Source organism: Microbispora sp. CL1-1, from assembly GCF_012034195.1.
In the GTDB taxonomy this organism is placed as follows: Bacteria; Actinomycetota; Actinomycetes; order Streptosporangiales; family Streptosporangiaceae; genus Microbispora.
In genome coordinates, this window is the sequence record NZ_JAATEK010000010.1 from 97,084 (window position 1) to 113,707 (window position 16,624).

At 72.0% G+C, this 16,624-nt stretch carries 18 protein-coding genes; 14 read left to right on the top strand and 4 right to left on the bottom strand.

Annotated features, from left to right (window positions below; genetic code table 11):
* The first annotated feature begins 21 nt into the window (after window positions 1–21).
* The 6 genes from HCK04_RS14965 to hemL all read left to right on the top strand — a co-directional run bounded on the left by HCK04_RS14965 (window position 22) and on the right by hemL (window position 6,980).
* The gene (locus tag HCK04_RS14965) at window positions 22–1,320 is read left to right on the top strand and encodes a glutamyl-tRNA reductase (RefSeq protein ID WP_142647944.1); all 1,299 of its coding nucleotides are present in this window, start codon (window positions 22–24) and stop codon (window positions 1,318–1,320) included.
* Window positions 1,317–2,228: a hydroxymethylbilane synthase gene (gene hemC, locus HCK04_RS14970; protein WP_142647945.1), complete on the top strand. Its 912-nt coding sequence runs from the start codon at window positions 1,317–1,319 to the stop codon at window positions 2,226–2,228. Before HCK04_RS14965 ends, hemC begins: the two co-directional genes overlap by 4 nt.
* Window positions 2,225–3,814, top strand: a complete 1,590-nt coding sequence (locus HCK04_RS14975; protein ID WP_142647946.1) for a uroporphyrinogen-III synthase — start codon at window positions 2,225–2,227, stop codon at window positions 3,812–3,814. Before hemC ends, HCK04_RS14975 begins: the two co-directional genes overlap by 4 nt.
* 70 nt (window positions 3,815–3,884) lie before the next feature.
* The gene (hemB, locus tag HCK04_RS14980) at window positions 3,885–4,871 is read left to right on the top strand and encodes a porphobilinogen synthase (RefSeq protein ID WP_221889917.1); all 987 of its coding nucleotides are present in this window, start codon (window positions 3,885–3,887) and stop codon (window positions 4,869–4,871) included.
* Window positions 4,872–4,994: 123 nt separating this feature from the next.
* A complete protein-coding gene (locus HCK04_RS14985) occupies window positions 4,995–5,639 on the top strand; it encodes a bifunctional DNA primase/polymerase (protein ID WP_142647948.1) in 645 nt (214 codons plus the stop codon).
* Between the two features lie 45 nt (window positions 5,640–5,684).
* A complete protein-coding gene (hemL, locus tag HCK04_RS14990) occupies window positions 5,685–6,980 on the top strand; it encodes a glutamate-1-semialdehyde 2,1-aminomutase (protein ID WP_142647949.1) in 1,296 nt (431 codons plus the stop codon).
* 1 nt (window position 6,981) lies between these two features.
* Here the strand turns inward: hemL and HCK04_RS44200 are convergent, their stop codons facing one another.
* Window positions 6,982–7,131: a hypothetical protein gene (locus tag HCK04_RS44200; RefSeq protein WP_312845740.1), complete on the bottom strand. Its 150-nt coding sequence runs from the start codon at window positions 7,129–7,131 to the stop codon at window positions 6,982–6,984.
* A gap of 311 nt (window positions 7,132–7,442) precedes the next feature.
* Window positions 7,443–8,330 carry an EamA family transporter gene (locus HCK04_RS15000; RefSeq protein ID WP_142647950.1) on the bottom strand — a complete coding sequence of 296 codons (888 nt, stop codon included), beginning with the start codon at window positions 8,328–8,330 and terminating at the stop codon, window positions 7,443–7,445.
* Between the two features lie 201 nt (window positions 8,331–8,531).
* On the opposite strand from HCK04_RS15000, the gene HCK04_RS15005 reads away from it, so the two are divergent.
* From HCK04_RS15005 to ccsA, 6 genes are all read left to right on the top strand, one after another.
* Entirely contained in the window at window positions 8,532–9,506 is a 975-nt protein-coding gene (locus tag HCK04_RS15005) for a LysR family transcriptional regulator (protein WP_142647951.1), read from the top strand.
* A gap of 12 nt (window positions 9,507–9,518) precedes the next feature.
* The gene (locus HCK04_RS15010; RefSeq protein ID WP_142647952.1) at window positions 9,519–10,259 is read left to right on the top strand and encodes a histidine phosphatase family protein; all 741 of its coding nucleotides are present in this window, start codon (window positions 9,519–9,521) and stop codon (window positions 10,257–10,259) included.
* 76 nt (window positions 10,260–10,335) lie between these two features.
* Window positions 10,336–10,953 carry a TlpA disulfide reductase family protein gene (locus HCK04_RS15015; RefSeq protein WP_260617268.1) on the top strand — a complete coding sequence of 206 codons (618 nt, stop codon included), beginning with the start codon at window positions 10,336–10,338 and terminating at the stop codon, window positions 10,951–10,953.
* On the top strand, window positions 10,946–11,677 hold the full coding sequence (locus HCK04_RS15020) for a cytochrome c biogenesis protein CcdA (RefSeq protein WP_142616239.1): 732 nt from the start codon (window positions 10,946–10,948) through the stop codon (window positions 11,675–11,677). The genes HCK04_RS15015 and HCK04_RS15020 overlap by 8 nt, the downstream gene beginning before the upstream one ends.
* On the top strand, window positions 11,677–13,434 hold the full coding sequence (locus HCK04_RS15025; protein WP_142647953.1) for a cytochrome c biogenesis protein ResB: 1,758 nt from the start codon (window positions 11,677–11,679) through the stop codon (window positions 13,432–13,434). Before HCK04_RS15020 ends, HCK04_RS15025 begins: the two co-directional genes overlap by 1 nt.
* Before the next feature lie 3 nt (window positions 13,435–13,437).
* On the top strand, window positions 13,438–14,385 hold the full coding sequence (ccsA, locus tag HCK04_RS15030; protein ID WP_142647954.1) for a cytochrome c biogenesis protein CcsA: 948 nt from the start codon (window positions 13,438–13,440) through the stop codon (window positions 14,383–14,385).
* Between the two features lie 43 nt (window positions 14,386–14,428).
* Here the strand turns inward: ccsA and HCK04_RS15035 are convergent, their stop codons facing one another.
* Complete coding sequence (locus tag HCK04_RS15035) at window positions 14,429–14,737, bottom strand: PLD nuclease N-terminal domain-containing protein (RefSeq protein WP_168065948.1); 309 nt, start codon at window positions 14,735–14,737, stop codon at window positions 14,429–14,431.
* A 125-nt stretch (window positions 14,738–14,862) separates the two neighbouring features.
* On the opposite strand from HCK04_RS15035, the gene HCK04_RS15040 reads away from it, so the two are divergent.
* On the top strand, window positions 14,863–15,879 hold the full coding sequence (locus tag HCK04_RS15040) for a hypothetical protein (RefSeq protein ID WP_168065950.1): 1,017 nt from the start codon (window positions 14,863–14,865) through the stop codon (window positions 15,877–15,879).
* A 9-nt stretch (window positions 15,880–15,888) separates the two neighbouring features.
* On the top strand, window positions 15,889–16,125 hold the full coding sequence (locus tag HCK04_RS15045; RefSeq protein WP_142647956.1) for a hypothetical protein: 237 nt from the start codon (window positions 15,889–15,891) through the stop codon (window positions 16,123–16,125).
* Window positions 16,126–16,237: 112 nt separating this feature from the next.
* Here HCK04_RS15045 and HCK04_RS15050 read toward each other — a convergent pair whose 3' ends face one another.
* A complete protein-coding gene (locus HCK04_RS15050; RefSeq protein WP_079315524.1) occupies window positions 16,238–16,459 on the bottom strand; it encodes a BldC family transcriptional regulator in 222 nt (73 codons plus the stop codon).
* Between the last annotated feature and the right edge of the window lie 165 nt (window positions 16,460–16,624).

Below are 16,624 nucleotides of genomic sequence, written 5' to 3' on the forward strand. Positions count from 1 at the left end.
GCCATCGATCGGAGCGAGCTCATGAGTGTCCTCGTCGTCGGCCTGAGCCACCGGACAACGCCGGTCGCGCTGCTCGAACGGGTCACGGTCAGCGGGGACGCGCTCGTCAAGCTGCTGCACGACGTGCAGTCCGACGAGTACGTCTCCGAGGCGCTGGTCGTCTCGACGTGCAACCGCGTCGAGGTCTACGCCGTGGTCGACCGGTTCCACGGCGGCGTCACCGCGGTGACGAACATCCTCGCCGCGCATTCGGGCCTGCCGCAGGAGACGCTCGCGCGGCACCTGTACGTGCACTACGAGGACCGGGCGGTCCAGCACCTGTTCACCGTCGCCTGCGGGCTCGACTCCATGGTGATCGGCGAGGGGCAGATCCTCGGCCAGATCCGCACCGCGCTGCGCCTGGCGCAGGAGGAGGGCACGGCCGGGACCACGCTCAACGAGCTGGCCCAGCACGCGCTGCGCGTGGGCAAGCGCGCGCACGCCGACACGGGCATCGACCGGGCCGGCGCGTCGCTGGTCGGGGTGGGGCTGACCCTCGCCGAGCGGGTGCTCGGCGACATCAGCGGCCTGCGCGCCCTGGTCGTGGGCGCCGGCTCGATGAGCTCGCTGTCCGCCGCGACGCTGTCCCGCGCGGGCGTGACCGACATCGTCATCGCCAACCGCACCCGCGAGCGGGCCGAACGGCTCGCCGAGACCGTCGGCGGCCGGGCCGCCGACCTGGCCGACGTCCCCGCCGAGCTGGCGGAGGCCGACCTGGTCATCTCCTGCATCGGCGCCGGGACCCGCACGATCACCGCGGAGACGATCGGCGACCGTGACAGGCCGCTGTTCGTCCTCGACCTCGCGCTGCCCCACGACGTGGATCCCGGCGTACGGGACCTGCCCGGCGTGACGCTGGTCGACCTGAAGTCGATGCAGCAGGACGGCGTGGGCGACGACGTCTCCGACGGCGGCAGGGCCGAGGCGATCTGCGAGGTCAGGCGCATCGTGGCCGAGGAGGTCGCCGCCTATCTCGACGCCGCGCGCGCCGCGCTCGTCACCCCTACCGTCGTGGCCCTGCGCAGCAAGGCCGCCGGGGTGGTCGAGTCGGAGATGGGCCGCCTGCTGTCCCGCCTGCCGGACATCGACGGGCGGATGCGCGACGAGATCACCCAGACCGTGCGGCGCGTCGTCGACAAACTGCTCCACGAGCCGACCGTACGGGTCAAGCGGCTGGCCGCGTCCCCGGGCGGCGACCAGTACGCCGAGGCGCTGCGGGAGCTGTTCGGCCTCGACCCGAAGGCCCCCGACGCCGTTGCGAGCCTGGAGGTGGACCAATGACCGCCCCGCTGCGGCTCGGCACCCGCAAGAGCCTGATGGCGACCACGCAGTCGCAGATCGTCGCCGACCGGCTGACCGCCCTGACCGGCCGGGCGGTGGAGCTCGTCGGCGTCACCACCTTCGGCGACGTGTCCCGGGCCCACCTGACCCAGCTCGGCGGCACGGGTGTGTTCGTCAACGACCTGCGCGGCCGGCTCCTCGCCGGTGAGGTCGACTTCGCGGTCCACTCGCTGAAGGACCTGCCGACCAAGCCGGACGAGCGGCTCGCGATGGCCGCGATTCCCCGGCGGGACGACCCGCGTGACGCGCTCGTCGGCCCGGTCAAGCTGCACGACCTGCCCGCCGGAGCCCGCATCGGCACCGGCTCACCGCGCCGGGTGGCCCAGCTGCGCCTGCTCCGGCCGGATCTCGGCTACGTCCCCATCAGGGGAAACGCGGACACCCGCATCGGCAAGGTAACCTCGGGCGAGCTCGACGCCGTGGTGCTGGCCGCCGCAGGGCTGGCCAGGATCCGCCGGGACGGGGAGATCGCCCAGGTGTTCGAGGTCGACGAGATGCTGCCCGCCCCCGGGCAGGGCGCTCTCGCCGTCGAGTGCCTGGCCGACCGTGACGATCTCATCGAGCTGCTGCGCGCCGTCGACGACCCGCGGACGCGGGCCGCGGTGGACGCCGAGCGCTCGGTGCTCGCCGCCCTCGAGGCCGGTTGCGCGGCCCCGGTAGGTGCTTTCGCCTCCGGTGACGGGCACATTCTCAATCTGACCGCCACCGTCGTCGCCGTCGACGGCGCACGGTCGGTGCGCAAGTCCACCTCCGGACCCTCTACGACGGCCGTGGAGATGGGCCGCGAACTCGCGGCAGCCATGATCGTCGAGGGGGCCGACACGTTGATGGGGGAGCAGGCCCGTTGAGCCCCGCGAATAACAGCACGCAGACCCGGTCCGGGTTCGTCGCCTTCGTCGGCGCCGGCCCCGGTGACGAGAACCTGCTCACGTTGCGCGGCGCCGACCTGCTGGGCAGGGCCGACGTCGTCGTGCTCGACCGGCAGGCGTACGGCTCGCTGCTGCGCCACAGCCGTGAGGACGTCGAGGTCGTCGACATCTCCGCCGACGCGGCGGAGAACTCGGTGTCGCTGAAGACCATCCAGGCCGCCAAGGCGGGCCGCACGGTCGTGCGGCTCTGCTCGGGCGATCCGTCCTTCTTCTCCTCCGTCACCGACGAGGTGGCCGCCTGCGCCAAGGCGGACGTGGACTTCGAGATCGTGCCCGGCGTGCCGCCGGCCACGGCCGTGCTGACCTACGCCGGCATCCCGCCGGCGGCGTCGGCGCCGGAGTTCCGCATCGTGGACGCCGCGCAGACCGACGACTGGGCCAAGCACGCCGCGTGCGAGGGCACGCTGGTGATCTACAACGGCGTCGCGGACGCGGTCCCGATCAGCAAGGCGCTGATCGCGGGCGGCAAGCCCGACTCGACGCCGGTGGCGGTGACCAGCGACGGCACGACCACCGAGCAATACACGGTGGTCTCCACGCTCGGACGGCTCGGCCCCGACCTCAAGCACGCCGGGATGACCGAGCCCGCGCTGATCGTGGTGGGCGACGCCGTCGGCATGCGTGACCGCCTGTCGTGGTTCGAGACCAAGTCGCTGTTCGGCTGGCGGGTGCTCGTGCCGCGCACCAAGGAGCAGTCCAAGGGGCTGTCGGAGCAGCTCCGCTCGTACGGCGCGGTGCCCGAGGAGGTGCCGACGATCTCTGTCGAGCCGCCGCGCACGCCGCAGCAGATGGACCGCGCGATCAAGGGCCTGGTGACCGGCCGCTACGAGTGGGTCGCCTTCACCAGCGCCAACGCGGTCAAGGCGGTGCGCGAGAAGTTCGAGGAGTACGGCCTGGACGCCCGGGCGTTCGCCGGGCTCAAGGTCGCCGCCGTGGGCGAGGCCACCTCGCGGGCGCTGGTCGAGTTCGGCGTGAAGCCCGACCTCATGCCGACGGGCGAGCAGTCGTCCGAGGGCCTGCTGGCCGAGTGGCCGCCGTACGACTCGATGCTCGACCCGATCAACCGGGTGCTGCTGCCGCGGGCCGACATCGCGACCGAGACGCTGGTGGCGGGGCTGACCCAGCTCGGCTGGGAGTGCGACGACGTGACGGCCTACCGCACCGTGCGCGCCGCGCCGCCGCCCGCCCCGATCCGCGAGGCGATCAAGGGCGGCGGGTTCGACGCCGTGCTGTTCACCTCGTCCTCGACCGTGCGCAACCTCGTCGGCATCGCCGGAAAGCCGCACAACGTGACCGTGATCGCGGTCATCGGGCCGCAGACCGCCAAGACGGCCGAGGAGTTCGGCCTGCGGGTCGACGTGATGGCCGACAAACCGTCCGCCACGGCTCTCGCCGCGGCGCTGGCGGACTATGGTGCCAAGATGCGGCACGCCGCCGTGTCGGCGGGCGAGGTGCCCCGCCGTCCGTCCCAGATGCGCAGGGGCGCGCGGCGACGCGTCAAGTGAACCGACTCGTGTGCGGCCCGCCGGGACGGCCTCCCGGCGGGCCGGCGCGATCAAGAGCGGGGAGACCATTGTGAACGCCCAATACCCGGTGGCGCGGCCCCGGCGGCTGCGCCGTACCGCCGCGATGCGCCGGATGGTCGCGGGGACGCGGCTGCACCCGGCCGAGCTCATCCTGCCGATGTTCGTCAAGGAGGGCATCGCCGAGCCGCAGCCGGTGGGCTCCATGCCCGGGGTCGTCCAGCACACCCGCGAGTCGCTGCGTAAGGCCGCCCACGAGGCGGCCGAGGCCGGCGTGGGCGGGATCATCCTGTTCGGGATCCCCGCGCACAAGGACGCCAGGGGCTCGGGCGCCGACGACCCGGACGGCATCGTCCAGGTGGCGCTGCGCGACCTCGCCTCCGACCTGGGCGACGCGCTGGTGCTGATGACCGACACCTGCCTGGACGAATACACCGACCACGGCCACTGCGGCCTGCTGACGGCCGACGGCGAGGTGGACAACGACGCGACGCTGGAGCGCTACGCGTCGGCGGCGGTCGCGCAGGCGGCGGCCGGCTCCCGGATGATCGCGCCGAGCGGGATGATGGACGGCCAGGTCGGCGCCATCCGCGCGGCCCTCGACGCCAACGGCTTCGCCGAGATCCCGATCCTGGCGTACGCCGCGAAGTACGCCTCCGGGTTCTACGGGCCGTTCCGCGACGCCGCCGAGTGCGCGCCGCAGTTCGGCGACCGCAGCGCCTACCAGCAGGACCCGGCCGGACCGATCGGCGAGGCGCTGCGCGAGGTGCGTCTCGACCTGGCCGAGGGCGCGGACGCCGTCATGGTCAAGCCCGCCCTGGCCTACCTCGACATCCTGCGGCAGGTCCGCGACACCGTCGACGTGCCGGTCGCGGCCTACCAGGTCAGCGGCGAGTACGCGATGGTCGAGGCGGCGGCGGCCAACGGCTGGATCGACCGGGAGCGGGTGATCATGGAGTCGCTGATCGCGATCCGCCGCGCCGGTGCCGACATGATCCTCACTTACTGGGCCACCGAGGTCGCCCGCGGACTATCCTGACCCCTCATCAGGGGGGTCCTGCCGAGCCGCGATCGGCCAGAAGGCATTATCAGGTACATGTACCGCGAGCATCTTGCGTAACGCAGGAGGGCAGCGGGTGTGACGCTTGTGGGGAGGAGCGCCATGGTGGGGGTACCGCTGGCCCGACGTGCGAAACGGCGTGCGCATCACGCGCCGCGGAAGATGACGTCGGTGTTGGAGTACGCACAGCTGGGCTGGGCGAGCTGTATGGGCGCCCACCCGCTGAGCGAGGGAGGCAGGGCGTGCTCCTGCGACCGGGTCGGCTGTCCCGATCCCGGCATGCACCCGCTGTCGCCCGCGTGGCAGATGCAGGCCACGACGGACACGGCGCTGCTCACGCGGTGGTGGAAGCAGGATCCGGACATGAACGTGATCCTGCCCACCGGCAGGGTGTTCGACGTGTTCGACGTACCGGCCGCGGCGGGCCGTCCCGCCCTGGCCGCCATGGACGCAGCAGGCTTCGACACGGGCCCGGTCGCCGAGAACGGCGACCGGGTTCTTTTTTTCGTCGCGACGCGTGGGGCGCCCGAGGACGAGGACGAGTGGTGGTCCTGCAGCCTCGACGCGGGACCCGAGACGATCGACGAGACGCCGGGCCTGCGCTGGCACTGCCGCGACAGCTACGTGCTCGCGCCGCCGTCCACCACGCCCACGGGCGGGGTCGTGAGCTGGATCAGGCCCCCCGACGGGCGTCCGCTGCCCGATCCGCTGCGCGTGCTCGACCTGCTCGCCGACTTCTGCGAGTGATTCCCGGTACGGGCCCCGGACGGGTGGGCCCGTAATCTGGAGGGCGTGACTCGCACGCAGACCTCCGAGGACCTGTTCGACCGCGCCCGCCGGATCGTTCCCGGCGGCGTCAACTCGCCGGTGCGCGCCTTCGGCGCCGTGGGCGGCACCCCCCGCTTCATGGCCTCCGGCGAGGGGCCGTACATCACCGACGTGGACGGCAACCGTTACGTCGACCTGGTGTGCTCCTGGGGCCCGATGATCCTCGGCCACCGCCACCCCGCCGTCGTGGAGGCACTGGAAGAGGCCGTCGCGCGCGGCTTCTCGTTCGGCACCGCGACCGAGGGCGAGGTCCTGCTCGCCGAGGAGATCGTCTCCCGCGTCGCCCCCGTCGAGAAGGTCCGGCTGGTCAGCTCCGGCACCGAGGCCACCATGTCCGCCGTACGGCTGGCCCGCGGCTTCACCGGCCGGGCGAAGGTCGTGAAGTTCGCCGGCTGCTACCACGGGCACGTGGACGCGCTGCTGGCCTCGGCCGGGTCCGGGGTCGCCACCTTCGGCCTGCCCGACACCCCCGGCGTCACCGGGGCCTCCGCGGCCGACACGATCGTGCTGCCGTACAACTCGATCGAGGCGGTCGAGGAGGCGTTCCGCACGTTCGACATCGCCTGCGTGATCACCGAGGCGTGCCCGGCGAACATGGGCGTCGTGCCGCCTGCCGACGGCTTCAACCGGCGCCTGCGCGAGCTGTGCACCGAGCACGGCGCGCTGCTGATCATCGACGAGGTGCTGACCGGGTTCCGGGTGTCCGCCTCCGGCTGGTACGGCATCGACCCCGTCGAGGCCGACCTGATGACGTTCGGCAAGGTCATGGGCGGCGGGCTGCCCGCCGCGGCGTTCGGCGGGCGGGCGGAGGTCATGGCCGCCCTCGCCCCGGAGGGGCCCGTCTACCAGGCCGGCACGCTGTCGGGCAACCCGCTCGCCTGCGCCGCCGGGCTGGCCACGCTGCGCGCCTGCGACGACGACGTGTACGACAGGGTCGACGCGTCCGCGCTGGTCATCGGCAGGGCCGCCTCCGACGCGCTGGCCGCCGCCGGGGTGCCGCACCGCCTCCAGCGGGCCGGAAACCTCTTCTCGATCTTCTTCACCGACACCCCGGTCACCGACTTCGACTCGGCCCGGACCCAGAACACCGACGCGTACCGCGCGTTCTTCCACAGCATGCTCGACCAGGGCGTCTACCTGCCGCCGTCGGCGTACGAGGCGTGGTTCCTGTCGGCCGCCCACGACGACGCGGCGCTCACCCAGGTCGCCGAGGCTCTCCCCCTGGCCGCCAAAGCCGCCGCCCAAGCCGCCGGCGTCTGACTCACTTCACCAGCTGGTCGAGATCCACCTCGAACGGGAAGGGCACCTGCACCGCCAGGTGCCCGTGGTGGATCCCGGTCGGCGTGTACGCGCCCGTGGCGGGGTCCCGTTCGTACACGTAGACGACGGGACGCCCGTCGCTCTCCTCCACCCGCCAGAAGTGCGGGATGCCCGCCTCGGCGTACCTCAGCCTCCGCGTCGAGCCGCTCTGTGAGGCCGCGGATGAGGCGCTGGTGGAACCGCCGCTGGGGTGAGTTGAAGACGAGTGCTCCGTCGATCAGCTCGACGCGCTCGAAGAAGCCGGGCTCGCCATTCGGGCCCTCCGAAGGCAGACGATCGAGGTCGTCCGCGCGCCACCCCCAGGGCGGCGGCGCCGGCCAGCACTCGAGTGCACGGCTCACGTCGTACGTCTCAGTGTCGTCCACGTCGCTCACCGTAGCCGTATCCGTGCGAGCGCGAGGGTCAGCGGGGGACGGGCACCGGGCGGCTGGTGAGGGCCGTACGGGGGCGTGAGTTGGCGAACAGGAGGCCGGCGAGGATGAGGGCGCCCGCGGCGACGGTGAGGAGGGAGATCGGCTCGCCGGTGAACAGCGCGGCGGAGGCGATGCCGAAGACCGGCACGAGCAGGCTGTACGGCGCGACCACCGAGGCGTCGTAGCGGGCCAGCAGCCATCCCCAGATGGCGAACCCGCCGAGGGTGGACAGGAACGCCGTGTAGAGCACGGCGCCCACACCCTCGGCCGTGAACGACGTCAGCGACGACGGCCCCTCGGTGGCCAGGGCCAGCGCCAGCAGGGGCGGCGCCGAGACCGCGCTCACCCAGACCATGAACCGCAGGGAGTCCGGCGGCGTGGCCTTGCGGGTGGCGACGTTGCCGAGCCCCCACCCGGCCGCCGCGCCGACGCACAGCAGGAACGCGCCGAAGGGGATCGCCCCCGACCTGGCGGCCACGTCGGCCGCGATCAGGCCCAGGCCGCAGAAGGCCACCGCCGTCCCGGCGATCCTGCGCCGCCCGAGGCGTTCGCCGAGCAGCGCGGTCGCGAACAGCGCGGTGAAGACGGCCTGCACCTGGATGACCAGGGAGGTCAGCCCGGCGGGCATGCCGGCGCGCATGCCGAGCAGCAGCAGGCCGTATTGGGCGACGCCGAGCGTCGCGCCGGTCGCCAGCACCCACCGCCAGGGCGCCCGTGGCCCTCCGGCTATGAGTACGGCGGGGAAGGCGGCCAACAGGAACCGGAGGGCGGCGTACGTCAGCGGCGGATAGTGCTTCAGTCCCGTCTGCATGACGACGAAGTTGAAGCCCCAGATGGCGGCGAGTGCGACGGCGAGAGCCAGGTGGCGGGGGCGCATGGATCAGGGGATCAGCGCGAGGAGGGGCGACGGTCGCGGGTCTGTCGTGCCTGCCGCGCCAGGGTCTCCAGATAGGAGGTCTGCTCGGATCGGAGGGGCTTAGTGAAGAGTCTGTTGAAGATTCGCATGGCTATAGCATCGCATTGCTAAACAGTTGAGCGCAAACAAGTTTTTCTAAGGAGGACGGTTTAGACTGGCTACATGTTGGACCTGAACCGGTTGAAGGCTCTCCACGCCGTCGCGGTCTACGGCTCCGTAGGCGCCGCGGCCGAGGCGCTGATGGTCACCCCTTCGGCGATCTCCCAGCAGCTCGCGAAGCTCGAACGGGAGACCGGGGCCGTCCTGATCGAACGCAACGGGCGCGGGGTGAAGCTCACCGACGCCGCCGGGCTGCTCGCCGAGCACGCCGAGCGCATCCTCGCGCTCGTGGAGACGGCGGAGGCCGATTTCGAGGCGCTGCGCGGGGCGGTGGTCGGCAAGCTGACCATCGCCGCCTTCCCCACCGCGGCCCGGGGCATCGTGCCGCGCGCCCTGACCATGCTCAAGAGGCAGCACCCCGATCTCGACCTGCTGCTCTACGAGAGGGAGCCGGAGCGGCAGATCCGCGAGCTGGCGCGCGGCGACCTCGACCTCGCCGTCCTGCAGGACTGGCTCAACAGGCCGATGGCGCTGCCCGAGGGCCTGTCGCGCACGGCGCTGTTCGACGACGTGGCCGACGTCGTCGTGCCGGCCGACCATCCCCTGGTGAAAGCCGACCATGTGCGGCTGAGCGACCTCGCCGGCGAAAACTGGATCAGCTCGGCCCCCGGCACCGTCTGCCACGACTTCCTGATGTTCCTGCTGCGCTCCGAGGAGCGGGAGCCGCGGATCGTCGCCATGGCCGACGAATACCCCACCCACCTCGCGCTGGTCGCCGAGGGGCACGGTTGCGCGCTCATCCCCCGGCTGGGCCGTGGACCGCTGCCCGAGGGCGTCGCCGTCCTGGCCGTCCAGCCGCCGCCGGTGCGGCGCATCTACGCGGTCTGGAGGTCCGACGCCGCCCGCCGCCCCGCGATCCGCGCCGCCGTCGACGCGCTGCGCTGCTCCGTCGACGCGCTGAACATCTCTGCCGCCGACGCGCCGCGCCCTGCCACCGACGCGCCGCGCCCGGCGTCCGCGGAGCTGCCCGGCGGGTAGGCTGTCCAGGTCATGACAGAGATGACCATCGTTCACCTGCTCCGGCACGGTGAGGTTCACAATCCCCGTGGGGTCCTGTACGGCAGGCTGCCCGGCTACCACCTGTCCGAGACCGGCCGCAGGATGGCCGAGGTGGTCGCCAAGGCCGTCGAGGGCAGGGACATCGTCGCGCTGTGGAGCTCGCCCATGGAGCGCGCCCAGGAGACCGCGGCGCCGTCCGCCCGGGCCCTGGGCCTGGAGGTGGCGATCGACGAGCGGCTGATCGAGGCGGGCAACGTCTTCGAGGGCCTGCGGATGGCCGGGAGCGACAACGTCTTCCGCGACCTTCGCTCCTACCGCCACTTCAGGAACCCGTTCCGTCCGTCGTGGGGCGAGCCGTACACCGAGGTCGTGGCGCGCATGAAGGCGGTCATCGACGACGCGCGGGCGGCGGCGCGCGGCCACGAGGCACTGCTCGTCAGCCACCAGCTGCCCATCTGGATCATCCGGCTGGCGGCCGAGGGCAGGCGGCTGTGGCACGACCCCCGCCGCCGTCAGTGCGCGCTCGCCAGCCTCACCAGCCTGACCTTCGAGGGCGACCGGCTCATGAGCGTCGGCTACAGCGAGCCCGCCGGGGCGCTGCTGCGGGCCGGTGCGCCGCCGCAGGGCGAGGCGGCGCTGTTCGACAAGGCCGACGAGGTGCTTCCCGAGGCCCTTCAGGCGGGCTCGGAGGACGAGGAGACCCCCGGATCGCGATCCGTCCCCGGTGTGTGACCCGGAGAACGAGGCACCCGTGGCGCTCGGTAGGCTTACAGCTCTACCGGTTGTAGTACAAGGAGATCCTCCTCCCGTGTCCGCCAAGCGCCTGCCAGCCAACAGCGTGACCGCCGGCCGCGCCACCGCCAAGCGCCTGACGGCGCTCGTCGCCGCGGCCGTGGCGGCGACGGCCCTCGCCGGGTGCGCGGGCGGCCAGGCCGCCCAGCCCCGCTCCGGCGACACGCGCTTCATCCCGGGGGACGGCCGCGTCGAGTTCTTCGACGCCGCGCAGCGTCACAAGGCGCCCGTGATCGAGGGGCAGACCCTCGACGGCGGCACCGCCACGCTGGCCGCAGGCAAGGTCCACGTGCTGAACTTCTGGGCCTCCTGGTGCGCACCCTGCCGCGCCGAGGCCCCCGTGCTCAAGGACATCGCGGCGAGCACCAAGTCCAAGGGCGTGGATTTCCTCGGCGTCAACTTCAAGGACCTCAAGGCGTCCGCCCAGGCGTACGACCGCTCGGTCGAGCCCGGCTATCCGAGCATCTACGACCAGAGCGGCAAGGTGCTGCTGCAGTTCCAGGGCACGGTGCCGCCCGCCGCCATCCCCTCCACGTTGATCATCGACGCGCAGGGCCGCATCGCCGCCCGCGCGCTCGGTGCGGTCAAGTACGACGACCTGCTCAAGGCCGTCACCAAGGTGACCGATGAGTGACATCGGCAGCACGGTCGCGACCGGGTCGCTGCTGCTGGCCGCGCCGATCGCGGCGGCGGCCGGGCTCGTGTCGTTCGTCTCGCCGTGCGTGCTGCCGCTGGTGCCCGGCTACCTGTCGTACGTCACGGGCATGAGCGGCGACCCGAAGCGGAGCCGGATGGTGCTCGGCAGCGCGCTCTTCGTGCTCGGGTTCGCGGCCGTGTTCGTGCTCGGAGGCGCGCTGTTCGGCAGCCTCGGCGCGGCGCTGCACGGCAACGCCGACGTGATCACCAGGGTCCTCGGCGTGGTGACGATCGTCCTCGGGCTGGCCTTCGTGGGGATCGTTCCCGGCCTCCAGCGTGACGTGCGCATCCATCGGCTGCCCGCGGCCGGGATCGCGACGGCCCCGCTGCTCGGGGTCGTCTTCGGCCTCGGCTGGACGCCGTGCATCGGCCCGACGCTGGCGGTGGTGATGACGCTCTCGGTGAACCAGGGCAGCGCGCTGCGCGGCGCCGCCCTCGCCTTCGCGTACGCCCTGGGCCTCGGCCTGCCGTTCGTGGTGGCGGGGCTGGCCTACCGCAAGGCGCTCCACACGTTCAAGGCGGTCCGCCGCCACACCCCGCTGATCACCAAGGTGGGCGGTGCGATGCTCGTGGCCGTCGGTGTGCTGCTCGTGACAGGGCAGTGGTCGGAGATCATCGCCCACCTGCAGGTGTGGGTCGGCGGCTTCAGGCCGGTGATCTGATGAGCGCCCCCGACGACCTCGCCTCCGCCGTGCACGACGAGACCGTACGCGACGAGACCGTGCACGACGAGACCGTGCACGACGAGACCGCGGTGGAGGCCCGGCAGAAGGAGACGCGGGAGCGGGCCAGGCCCGCCGGCCTGGGCCCCGTCGGCTGGATGCGCTGGGCCTGGCGCACGCTCACCTCGATGCGCACGGCCCTGATCCTGCTGTTCCTGTTCGCGCTCGGCTCGGTGCCCGGGTCCATCTATCCGCAGCGCGGCGTCGACCCGAGCAGGGTCGCGGAGTATTTCAAGGACAACCCGACCCAGGCCAAGTGGCTCGACCGGTTCTGGCTGTTCGACGTCTTCAGCTCGCCCTGGTTCGCCGCGATCTACCTGCTGCTGTTCATCTCGCTGGCCGGCTGCGTGTTCCCGCGCGCGCTGACGCATCTCAAGGAGATCCGGCGCCGTCCGCCCGCCGCGCCGCGCAACCTCCTGCGCCTGCCGCACAGCGAGGCGTTCGAGGGCGGGCTCACCCTGGAGCAGGCCGCCGCCGCGCTCCGGCGCAGGCGCTTCCGGGTGGTCACCGGCGACGGCTGGGTGTCGGCGGAGAAGGGCTACCTCCGCGAGACCGGCAACCTCCTGTTCCATGTCGCGCTGCTCGCGCTGCTGTTCGCCATCGGCGCCGGAGGCCTGTTCGGCTACCGCGGCAACGTGCTGGTCGTGGAGGGCGACGGCTTCTCCAACGCCGTCGCGGCCTACGACCGTTTCATGCCCGGCAGCCGGGTCACCGCCGAGTCGCTGGAGCCGTTCTCCTTCACCCTCAAGGACTTCCAGGCGAGCTACGTGGCCGCCGGGGAGAAGCAGGGCCAGCCGCTCGACTACCTCGCCAAGCTGAGCGTGCAGGACTCGCCGACGTCCCGCCCGCGTGACGTGGACCTCAAGGTCAACGACCCCCTGGACGTGAACGGCACGCTGACCTACCTGATCGGGCACGGCTACGCCCCCACGTTCCGGGTGACCGACGGCAAGGGCCAGGTGGCCTACGACGGCCCGGTGCCGTGCCTGGCCGACGACCAGGCCACGTACACGTCCGAGTGCGTGATCAAGGTGCCGGACGCCCAGCCGACCCAGCTCGGGTTCCTGGTGCGCTTCCTGCCCACGACCGTGCCGAACGGCAACGCCTGGGTGTCGGTCTTCCCCGGCGCCGCCAACCCCACGGTGCAGATCTTCCCGTTCGGCGGCGACCTCGGCCTGAAGTCGGGGCAGCCACAGTCGGTGTATCAGCTCGACACCACGAACCTGAAGCCGCTCGGCACGATGTCGGCCCAGCCGACCCCGCTCAACGTGGGCGAGACCAAGGAGCTCGCCGACGGTGCCGGGAAGATCCAGTTCACCGGCGTCAAGGAGTGGATCAGCCTCCAGATCACCTACGACCCGGGCCGGGAGCCCGCCCTGCTCGCGGCCGCCGCCGCGGTGATCGGGCTCGTGCTGTCCCTCACGATCCGCCGCCGCCGCGTCTGGGTGCGGGTGAAGGACGGCAAGGTCACGGTCGGAGGACTGACCCGCACCGAAGGCGGCGGCGCGGCCTTCGCCGAGGAGTTCGCCCAGATCGTCACCGCCCTGCGCGGCGACCAGCCCGCCCATGACCAGGGTGGTGATCCGTCCACCGGTGACCGGGGCGGCGAGCCGGACGAGCCCGCAGGCACCGGGCACGTCGCGCCGGACGCGCCCACCGGAAACGCTGCGCCGGGCGCCCGCCCGGACGAGGAGTGAGTGATGCCCGCCGATGTCAATGAGAGTCTGGCCACGCTGAGCGACCAGCTCATCCTGGTCACCGTCCTGCTGTATCTCGGCGCGATGATCTGCTTCGCGCTGGATCTCGCCTTCGGCCGGACCCGTACGGTCGTGGCCGAACGCCGGCGTCAGCTCGTCGGCGCGGGCGGCCCCGCCCTGCCCGAGGAGACGACGGAGGCGGCGGGCCCGCAGCCGGCCGCGTGGGCGGTCCGCGCGGGATCGTTCGCCGTGGTCCTCACCTGGATCGCGTGGGCCGGCCACCTCGCCGGCATCCTCACCCGCGGCATCGCCGTCGACCGCTGGCCGTGGGCCAACATGTACGAGTTCGTGGTGGCCATCTGCTTCGCCGCCGTCACCGCGTTCCTCGTGCTGCTGATCCGCCAGCCGATCCGCTTCCTCGGCGCGTTCGTGACCGTGACCTCGGCGCTCGGGCTGGGCTTCGCGGTGCTGTTCCTGCACGTCCAGGCGGGTCCGGTGATGCCCGCGCTGCACTCGTACTGGATCGCGATCCACGTCACGGCGGCGATCGTGGCCAGCGGGCTGTTCATCCTGGCGGGCGTCTGCGCGATCCTCTACCTGATCCGCAGGGACGGGCGGCCGTCGGTGCTGCCGAGCAGGGAGAGCCTGGAGCGCGTCGCGCACCGCGCGATCGTCATCTCGTTCCCGATCTGGACCTTCGCCGTCATCGCCGGCGCGCTGTGGGCCGACCGGGCCTGGGGCCGCTACTGGGGCTGGGACCCCAAGGAGGTGTGGGCGTTCGTCACGTGGGTCGTCTACGCCGCCTACCTCCACGCCCGGGCGACGGCCGGGTGGCGCGGCAAGGCCGCGATGATCGTCTCGCTGGTTGCCTTCGGCTGCCTGCTGTTCAACCTCATCGGCGTGAACATCTTCTTCTCGGGACTGCACTCCTACGCCGACGTGCCCAACTGAGACGGGCGGCGCCCGGGGGAGGAGGCGTCTGGGGGAGGGGGACTCAGTCCTCGTCGCGCAGGCGCCGCTCAAGGCTGCGCAGGAACTCGGGGTCGTCGTCGGGGCCGCGGGGCGCCTCGCCGCTGTGGGGCCGCTCCCACTGGCCTCCGCCGGCCGCGTACATGGCGTAGCGGGCACGGGGGCGGCCCACGAGGAGCCAGGTCAGCGCGCCGACATCCGCCAGGAAGACCACGATGAGGACCCACATGAACTTGGGGAGGTTGCGGACGTCCTCCTCGGGGGTCGTGATCACGTCGAACAGGCAGTAAAGCCAGAGGGCAAGCAGCGCCAGGCCGATAATCACGCTAGGCATGCCCACACGGTAAGCCATACCGGCGACTGATCGTGTCGGCCTTTGGGGTGACGAGGACAGCCCGGCATCGTACGGTGGACCGGTACACGGCATGCCGGGAACGCGGAGCCTGACAGAGGGGTGCGATGGCGGAGCCGGGCGACAGGGGCCGCCACCGGCGGGGGTCGCGGTGGTGGCAGCGGGGGCCCTACTGGTCCTCCCACCGCCGTGGTGACCTTCCGGAACGCCCCGCCGACCGAGCCGCCGACCGAGCCGCCGACCGTACGGCGGAGTGGCCCCAGGCCCGCCGCGCCCCGTGGGAGGCCCCGTGGGAGACACAGCGGGAGACACAGCGGGAGACGCCGTGGGAGGCCCAGCGAGACACCGCGTGGGGCGCCGACTGGCCCGACTGGCCCGGCTGGCCGCCGGAGCGTCCGGTCGAGCGGGTCGGCACCGTGACGGCGCCGGTGGCGGACGACCGGCCGCAGTACGTCTGGCAGGACTTCGAGCTCGACGACCTCCCGACGCGCGCCGCGCCCCACCCTCCCGACGCGCCGGACCTGCGGGACGGCAGGCGGCACTGCGGGCCGCTTGAGCGCATCCTGCACCGCGAGTGGGACGCGGCCGAAGGGCCGCCCTCGGCCGACGCCGTACGGGCCGTGGACAGCCTGGCGCGCCTGCCCGAGCAGCTCAAGACCAAGCTCGCCATCGGGCTCGAAGGCATCTACGTCGGGCGCGGCGGGGTGCCCGACCTGGACGACATGGGCTACCTGCGCGGCGCGCCGCTGCCGTCGGGACGGGCCACCTGGGACATCTGCGCCGGCGCGTACGGCGACCGCAAGATCGTGGTGGGGGACCGGCCGTCGCCCACGCCCGACGTGATGATGCACGAAGTCGGACATGCGCTGGACGACGTGGACTCCGGTCCGGGAGAGTGGGTCTCGGACTCTCCCGAGTTCGTGGCGCTCTACGAGGAGTGCCTGCCGCTGTTCGCGTCGTCGTTCCACCGGCAGCCCGGCGGCCTGGGGCGCAAGGAGTTCTTCGCCGACGCGTTCGCGGCGATCGCGTCCCGGCAGCGTCCGGCCCTTGTCGACATGCTGGGGGGCGACACGAGGACCGCCCTCAACGTCATGCTCTTCTTCAACCGGCGTTACGGAATCTAGGTGATTCGGATGTACGTGATCCGGCTCGGGGACGGCACGCTGCGCGTGCCCAGGTCGCTCACCACCGATGACGGGCGCCTCATCGGCAACGCGTACGTCGAGGTCGCGCCGGGAGAGCCGGACTACGAACGCTGGCTGGCGGAGTCGATCACCGAAGAAGAGGACGCCGAGCGGCGACGCCGCTGGCGTGAGGGTGACGAGGCGCTTGAGCAGGCGTTCCTGGCCTTCAAGGCGGAGCAGGACTGACGATCCCGGCAAGGGAGCAGGACAAGCCGGGACGCAGACTCGACATGGGGCTGACTCCGGTGACCCTGCGGCGTCCGGGTAGCGCGCAGGATCACCTGGTGCTGGTACTGCGTCAGACTCGCGGGGAGTCGCCGTTCGGCCGTTCGGCCGTGAGGACGTCCTCACCACGAAGGAGGGCGTGCACTTCCGATTCACGGAACCGCCTGTGCCCCCCGGGGGTACGGATGCTGCTGATGCGCCCGGCCGCGGCCCAACGGGTCACGGTCTTCGGGTCGACCCTGAAGAGAGCGGCAACCTCTCCAGGAGTCAGCAGTCGCTCGCTGCTACTCTCCACAATCTCTCCCCCTCGCGTCCCGCGTCCTGCAGCGGGCGGACAGGTAACCAGTGTGCCGAGCGAAGCCTGATTTATCCGTGGTTTTCGGAGAAGATCACGGGTTGTTACCGGCTCAGTGCCCGATTGTTATATGATAGAGCCTCTTTGGGGCGCTCATGGGTGTTT

Excerpts from the sequence above, each read along its gene's own strand:
- HCK04_RS14965 (WP_142647944.1), top strand. The coding sequence starts at position 22 with ATGAGTGTCCTCGTCGTCGGCCTGAGCCACCGGACAACGCCGGTCGCG.
- hemC (WP_142647945.1), top strand. The coding sequence starts at position 1,317 with ATGACCGCCCCGCTGCGGCTCGGCACCCGCAAGAGCCTGATGGCGACC.
- HCK04_RS14985 (WP_142647948.1), top strand. The coding sequence starts at position 4,995 with ATGGTGGGGGTACCGCTGGCCCGACGTGCGAAACGGCGTGCGCATCAC.
- HCK04_RS15000 (WP_142647950.1), bottom strand. The coding sequence starts at position 8,330 with ATGCGCCCCCGCCACCTGGCTCTCGCCGTCGCACTCGCCGCCATCTGG.
- HCK04_RS15005 (WP_142647951.1), top strand. The coding sequence starts at position 8,532 with ATGTTGGACCTGAACCGGTTGAAGGCTCTCCACGCCGTCGCGGTCTAC.
- HCK04_RS15010 (WP_142647952.1), top strand. The coding sequence starts at position 9,519 with ATGACAGAGATGACCATCGTTCACCTGCTCCGGCACGGTGAGGTTCAC.
- HCK04_RS15020 (WP_142616239.1), top strand. The coding sequence starts at position 10,946 with ATGAGTGACATCGGCAGCACGGTCGCGACCGGGTCGCTGCTGCTGGCC.
- HCK04_RS15025 (WP_142647953.1), top strand. The coding sequence starts at position 11,677 with ATGAGCGCCCCCGACGACCTCGCCTCCGCCGTGCACGACGAGACCGTA.
- ccsA (WP_142647954.1), top strand. The coding sequence starts at position 13,438 with ATGCCCGCCGATGTCAATGAGAGTCTGGCCACGCTGAGCGACCAGCTC.
- HCK04_RS15035 (WP_168065948.1), bottom strand. The coding sequence starts at position 14,737 with ATGCCTAGCGTGATTATCGGCCTGGCGCTGCTTGCCCTCTGGCTTTAC.
- HCK04_RS15040 (WP_168065950.1), top strand. The coding sequence starts at position 14,863 with ATGGCGGAGCCGGGCGACAGGGGCCGCCACCGGCGGGGGTCGCGGTGG.
- HCK04_RS15045 (WP_142647956.1), top strand. The coding sequence starts at position 15,889 with ATGTACGTGATCCGGCTCGGGGACGGCACGCTGCGCGTGCCCAGGTCG.